This window comes from Mycobacterium nebraskense (assembly GCF_002102255.1).
Classification (GTDB): Bacteria; Actinomycetota; Actinomycetes; order Mycobacteriales; family Mycobacteriaceae; genus Mycobacterium; species Mycobacterium nebraskense.
In genome coordinates, this window is sequence record NZ_LQPH01000043.1 from 1 (window position 1) to 5995 (window position 5995).

Consider the following 5995-nt stretch of genomic DNA (forward strand, 5'->3'; position numbering starts at 1 on the left):
GCTTGACGACGTCCAGGCCGGGCGGGGTGGTAGTGGGGTCGTCCCCATCGCTGTCGGGGTCGTCGGTTCCTGAGTGTCGCTGGCGCCAATCGCGGTAACGGTCTCGGGTTCGGCGGGCGGTGTCGATATGGTCGTTGAGGTCGTCGTAGTCGGCGCGGACGCTGCGGCGCGCGGATTGGTAGGCGCTCGTCAGGTGGTGTCCGATGGTGCCCATGCTGTCGGTGTAGAAGTGTTTGTCGATGTAGTGAAACACCAGGATCGAGACGAGCGCGCCCACGGCGACCACGAGCAGGCGGGGTACTGCGGTGTTCTCGCCGTGGCCGAATAGCGGGGTGGTCATTGTCCAGCTCATGCCCAAGCTGCTGATGCAGATCAAGGTGGTGAAAATGATCATTTGTACCGCGTGCAGGGGCAGTTGGGCGCCGGCGTGGTGGGCATAGTTTTTGGCGCGCTGCGATCCGGTCATGCCGGCCAGAAACGCTGGTACGGCGACGATGCCGTAGTAGGTGGCCTTGGCGCCGAGGACCATGGCGGTGATTCCGGCGTACCAGATGAACAGTCCGACGACGAATCCGATTATCAGGAATATCGCGCCTAGGGCGATGTCGTTGACGCCTAATTGTTGGGCGTGCGCGAGAGCCTGCACGGCCCCACACCCTGGTGTGGTGGCCATGGCATGGGCCGGGCCTGCGCCTTGGCCGTTGGCGTTCATCACAGCGGTGGACCAGGCGTGGGCGCAGACTGGGTTGGTGTCGACGACGGTGCCGAAGTTCATCAGCTGCAGCATCGGCCGCACGGTGGTCGAAATCAGTTGCGATATCAGGCCGTTGAGCTGATCATCGAGTGAATCGAGTGAGTGCCCGGGCGCGAAGTTGTTCGGGTTGATCGACCGGACGATGTGAAAGCCGGTCCAGCGGGCACTGCCCAGCAGACCGTGTTCGCTGGTGAGATCGTCGATGGGGTTGCGAAATATCGTCCACCACAGCGCGGTCAAGATCGCGGCGTTTCCGGCCACGCTGTAGGCGCGGCCGACTCGTCCGTTGAGATAGTGAAAGCCGGCCACGCAGGTGCACAACGCGATGGCTAAGGGCCCCAGCCACATCTGCTCGATCAATGTGTTGACTGCGGCCCAGATGGGTCGTCCGATGTGGGCCAGCGCGGCAAGCCAGGCACCGGAGTTCGCGAAACGTAGGAACCAAAACATCAGAGCGAACATCCACACCAGGACCGACCCTTCCCCGGTGAGCAGCAGGGCGGTCAGCGCGTGGGTGAGCCCGGCTTCGGTGGCATGGGCCAGCCACGGCAGCCAGGTACTGGGGTCGATGGCACTGACGTGTTGGCCGTTGTTGGTGACGGCTTCGGAGGTGTCGACGATGGAGACGAAGTAGTCTTGCAGCGGCACGTTGTAGGTGTCTTTGAGCCCGGTCCAGCCTAATGCGGCGCCGCTGGTTTCGGCGGCGGCGCGAGGGGCGCAGGCTACCGCCCACAGTGCTAGCCCGTAGACGGTGTTCGTGACGATCAGCGCTCGGCGAAAGCGGGGATGCTCGCGCAGCCACACGGCGATGTGCTCGGTGATGGTCATGCTGCGACCGGGGCGGTGCTGTCGAAGGCGTCGGCTTGTTCTTGTGTTGGGGCGCCGAAGAATTGGACGCGGGCGGCTCGGCCGAGCTCGTCGACCAGGAAGCCTTCGCCGCGCCGCTCGGGGTCGACGGTGGCGGCTTCCACGATGCGAGGTGCGTCCTGGTCGCCGTCGTCGATGAGGTCTTCGTCTCGGGTGTTGCCGGGGCTGGTGTCCTCGGACAGTGTGACGATGAGTTCGGGATACATGTCTGGGTCGATGTTGGCCCAGCGCAATGTTTCTCGGGCTAGTTCTGGGTCTTGGACGCGGAAGATCCATTTCTGGGTGATGAACTTGTCGCCCATGGCTGCCAGGTCGCGGTAGTCCTGGGTGATCAGCCAGATCCCGGTGGCGTGTTTTCGGCCGCGGCGGGTGATCTTGTGGGCGATGCGCGCGGTGGTGGTAAATGCGCACAGCTCGGCGCATTCCTCGAAGATCATCACGTCGAACACGTCGAGGCGCTCGAACATGTAGCGCTGCTCGAGTTCGATGAGCAGCCCGTAGATGGCCATCCCGGCGCGTTGGGTCCCGGACAGTTTGTTGTACAGCTCTGCATTGGTGAGGTCTTCGGCGTCGGGCAGGGCCAGGTTGCCGGTCAGATACACCGTGGCGGGTGAGTCTTGGGGGTGGTAGGGGGGCAGGGCGTCGTCGAACAGGCCCGGAAAGTCTTCTTCGGCGGTTTCTAGGCGCAGTAGCAGCTCGTCGTCGTCGGCACCGGGCTGGGCGCGCAGGTAATCCATCAACGCGCGGTGGCTGCTGATGCCTTTAGCTGCGCGCGATTCCGGGCGCAGCAAGCGTCGGTAGCGTTTGGCCAGAATGCTGTCGTGGGGCAGACCGATCCAGGGCAGGATGTGGGCGGCTGCGATCCGCCCGGCCAGGTGTGGCGGGAAGATCACCAGCGGGTCAAAGCAGTATTGCGCGATGGTCGGATCGATGAATCGCACGCCCCGGATGGGGGTGAGCGCTTTCTGCCATTCAGCGATGGTGTCGGGTTCGAAGACCACGACTCGCCCGCCGCGCAGGATCAGTTCGAATGCCGAGAGTTTGGTGCGGTTGGATTTGCCGCCGCCGGGGTCGCCGACGACGCCGATTCCGGTGTTTTTGTTGCGTCGCGCACAGCCTTCGGGGTCGTGCAGGATGACCGCGGGCCGCAGGGTGGTTTGGTCGACCGCCAGCGGGCTGCCTTTGATGTTTCCGACGCGACTGGAGATCAGCGGCAAGAACAGCGACCACAGGTGTGCTGTGGTGGGGATGCGGAATTCCTCAAGGGGGCACGAGGTTTCGCTTCCGGTGTGAAATGCCTTCCACAGCAGCAGTTGTGCGCCTCTGCGGCGTCGGGCCACGATTCCGACTGTGTCGAGTTCTTGGCGGATCTGTTTGACGGCGTCATCGAGCAGGTCCGGGGTGGGGGCGGCCACGGCGATGATGACGGTGTGGTCGAGCTCGCGTTCGGCCGGTGTGCTGCCGAGTTGGCGGGTGTAGGCGCGGGAGCGGTGCAGCTTTTTGGGTAGTTCGTCGTCGTCGGCGGCGCGTGGGCCGCGTTGCACCATTTGGTCTTTTATGTTCTTGGTGTGGCGGTAGGTGATGGCCTTGCCCTCGTCGGGTGTGCGGACGATGTGGTGTTGGGTCCATTCGATGTGAGCTTCGGTTTCGACGTTGAGCAGTGAGTGCAGATAGGAGGCGCGGGGGAAGCGGATGCCGGTGTCGGGAAAGTGTTCGACGGTGAGGAATGTTTGGTAGCTCGATGGCAGGCGTGGATCGTCGGGGTCATAGACGCGGACCAGGGCTTTGAAGCTGGGTCGCCACCACGGGCGGGCGGCGTTGTCGCCCTCGTCGAGTGCGATGCGCGAGAAGTCGTGCATGTTCAGCGATTGCGGGCCGACACCGGCGGGCGGCATGGGCTGGTGAATGACGCCGGCGGTGGCGCGGTGGCGGCGGTACCAATGGATTTGCGCGGGTGTAGCGGCGCGGACGTTGAATTGGTTGGGCAGCGCCCGCGCGATCTTGCGGGCGGTGGTGTGGTAGTGGTGAATGGATTGTGCGGATTCTTTGTCGCGGCCGCTGATCCAGTCCCAGGCGCGGCGTCCTTGACCCAGCGGTGTGCGGCCGGCGGTGCCGGCGTCGACAGGAACTGTGAGCCAAAAACGTTGCCGCACTGGGCCGGTGAATCCGGTGGTGAGTGTTTTGGACGGTGCGTTGATGGTGGGTTCCCAGGCGCGGCATTGGTCGACCCAGGCGGGTTTGTCGGCGTGGGCGCCTACCATGCCGCGCAGGATCGCTTTGGTGTCGTCGGCGACGAGTAGGCCGCGGATCTGCGCGCCGGAGGGCAGGTGACGTCCTAGGTTGCGGGTGAGTTCGGCGGCGTGTTCATGGGTGCGTAGTGGGCGCATGGAGACCGGGCGTCCGTCGAGCAGAAATTCGGCGTAGACACCATTTTTGGTGAAGACGAGGTTGCCGTCGACACGTGTGGGTGGGTCGATCGTGTCGTCGATGCGTGCGGCGAGGTCGTCGCGCTGATCACGAAGGGGGGAGGATGTTACGTGTGGTGGCCGGAATATGTTGCGGGCGAATTGGATACGTGTGGATAGCGAGGGCCGCCCCCTTGGTATGAGGAGCCGCATCAGCGAGACTGTCACTGCGGTGAGGATCGCCGCGGCCAGAAGCACCGGCCACGTGGTTCCTGCGTGGTGGCTGTCGATCCACCACAGGGCGGGTCCAGCGATCGCGGCGATGGCGCCCATTTCGATTTTGCGGTAGGGGCCGCCGGGCCAGCGTTGACCTTGCCCGGCGTCGCCGCCGACGTGGATGTCGACGTCGCGGATGCCGGAGAATGCCTGTGCGACCTTGGCGGCGGCTGGGGCTGGCGCCGCCTGGTTGGTAGTCACCAGCCGCGGCTGCCGCTGGGCAGCTGCACACCGTGACCGCCGCCTTCGACGTTCTCGAATTCTTCGTTGCCGCGGTTGTAGAGACCGACGATGTGGGCGATGACAACGGCGATCAACACGCCGCCGGCTATCGCCGACAGTGCCGCGCCGGTGCCTTTCTTGTGGTGCTCGCGCATCGCGCGCACGATGCCGTTGCCGAGGAAGTAGGTGCCGGCGACGCCGACGAGTGCGTAGAACACCTCGTGGGACATGTTGATGACTCCAGCGCCGGCGGCGTGCAGGTGTATGGCGGCTGCGGGCAGGGTTGCCGCGAGGGCTGCGATGTTCATGGTTGTTCCCTTCGTGTGGTCGATCTGGTTGTCGTTACGGGGCTTTCGGCGTTTCCGGCGGGGCTGGTGTGGGTTCGGCGTCGGCCAGGACGGGCAGCGCGTCGATGCGGGCGACAAACCAACTGCCGCCGACCGCGCGCAGCGTCAGCGGGTAGGCCAGCATCTGTTGGGTGTAGTCGGGGCGCCGCGCGGCGACGTCGATGTGCACGGCGAGTTCGGTGTTATCGGCTGGGTTTTGCGGTGGCGTGTCGGCGGCCGCAGCGCCGGTGAGAGTTGTTGCGGCGTAGGTGCCCAGCGGGGTGATTGCGGAGTCGGTGGTGGTGAATCGGTCCAGGCCGCCCGCGGCGGTCAGGTATGCCGCGGCGAATCCTTTCAGGGTCGTATATAACGGGGTGAGGTCGCTGGAATTGGGTGGGGTTTTCTCGATGGTGACCGAGTAGCCCAGCGGTAGGTAGGCGCCGGGTGCGGTGGCGGTGAGTCGTGAGATTTTGTCGAGGGCTTGCATGCCGGTGTCTTGGTAGAGCGCAACAGGTAGCTGGTAGACCGCGAGGGTCTTGGGGGCACCGGGGTAGGGCTGCTCGGCGAGTTGGACTTTGACGGCAAACACTTTGGAGGTCTGGTTTGTTGGGCCGTATTTGATGCCAACGGGTTTGGCGTCGGATACGGTGGTGGTCGCCGAGGTGGGCAGCGTGTACTTACGGCCGTCGGGGTAGCAGGCCTTTTGCTCGGGGCCAGTCGTCGCCGCAGTCAGGATCGCTTCGACGCATTCGGCGGCGAACGCCGAGATTTTGTCAGCCTCGTTGATCGCTGTGCGGCTCAGCGCCGTAATGGGCGGTGGGGCAGGGGGAAAGATGAGATGCCACGCCTTATCGAAGCCGCTGATCGAGGAGGTGATGACTAGGACGGCGAATCCGATTCGGCGAGAACCGGTTCCCGCGGCGGTGAGGCGGCGTTTCCACGTGTTGGAGATCTTCATCAGAGTGCCTTGTGTCCAATGATTTTGATGCTGCTGATCGCGAATGTGCCGTCGCTGGGGTCAGATTGATTGCCCCCGTCATGTTGTCGCTGGCCCCCGTCGGGGTCAGCGCTTGCGCCCGGTGGTGGGCCGCCGAGGATGCCGCCGACGATGTTGGGTTGGTCGGTGGTGGGGGTTGGGGTGGGAT

Annotated in this window: 4 protein-coding genes and 1 pseudogene; all 5 read right to left on the minus strand. The window is 64.5% G+C overall.

The annotated features are described in order from the left end of the window. Nucleotides 1–1582 (minus strand): hypothetical protein (locus AWC17_RS04930; protein WP_085164348.1); only part of this gene is annotated, 1582 nt, incomplete at its 3' end. Then, nucleotides 1579–4503, minus strand: a complete 2925-nt coding sequence (locus tag AWC17_RS04935) for an ATP-binding protein (RefSeq protein WP_244193474.1) — start codon at nt 4501–4503, stop codon at nt 1579–1581. The genes AWC17_RS04930 and AWC17_RS04935, both read right to left, overlap by 4 nt. After that, nucleotides 4500–4832: a hypothetical protein gene (locus AWC17_RS04940; RefSeq protein ID WP_085164350.1), complete on the minus strand. Its 333-nt coding sequence runs from the start codon at nt 4830–4832 to the stop codon at nt 4500–4502. The genes AWC17_RS04935 and AWC17_RS04940 overlap by 4 nt, the downstream gene beginning before the upstream one ends. Before the next feature lie 34 nt (nt 4833–4866). Further along, nucleotides 4867–5808: a hypothetical protein gene (locus AWC17_RS04945; protein WP_085164352.1), complete on the minus strand. Its 942-nt coding sequence runs from the start codon at nt 5806–5808 to the stop codon at nt 4867–4869. Next, nucleotides 5808–5995, minus strand: a pseudogene (locus tag AWC17_RS33020) (hypothetical protein); the annotation flags it as partial. The pseudogene AWC17_RS33020 and the gene AWC17_RS04945, both read right to left, overlap by 1 nt.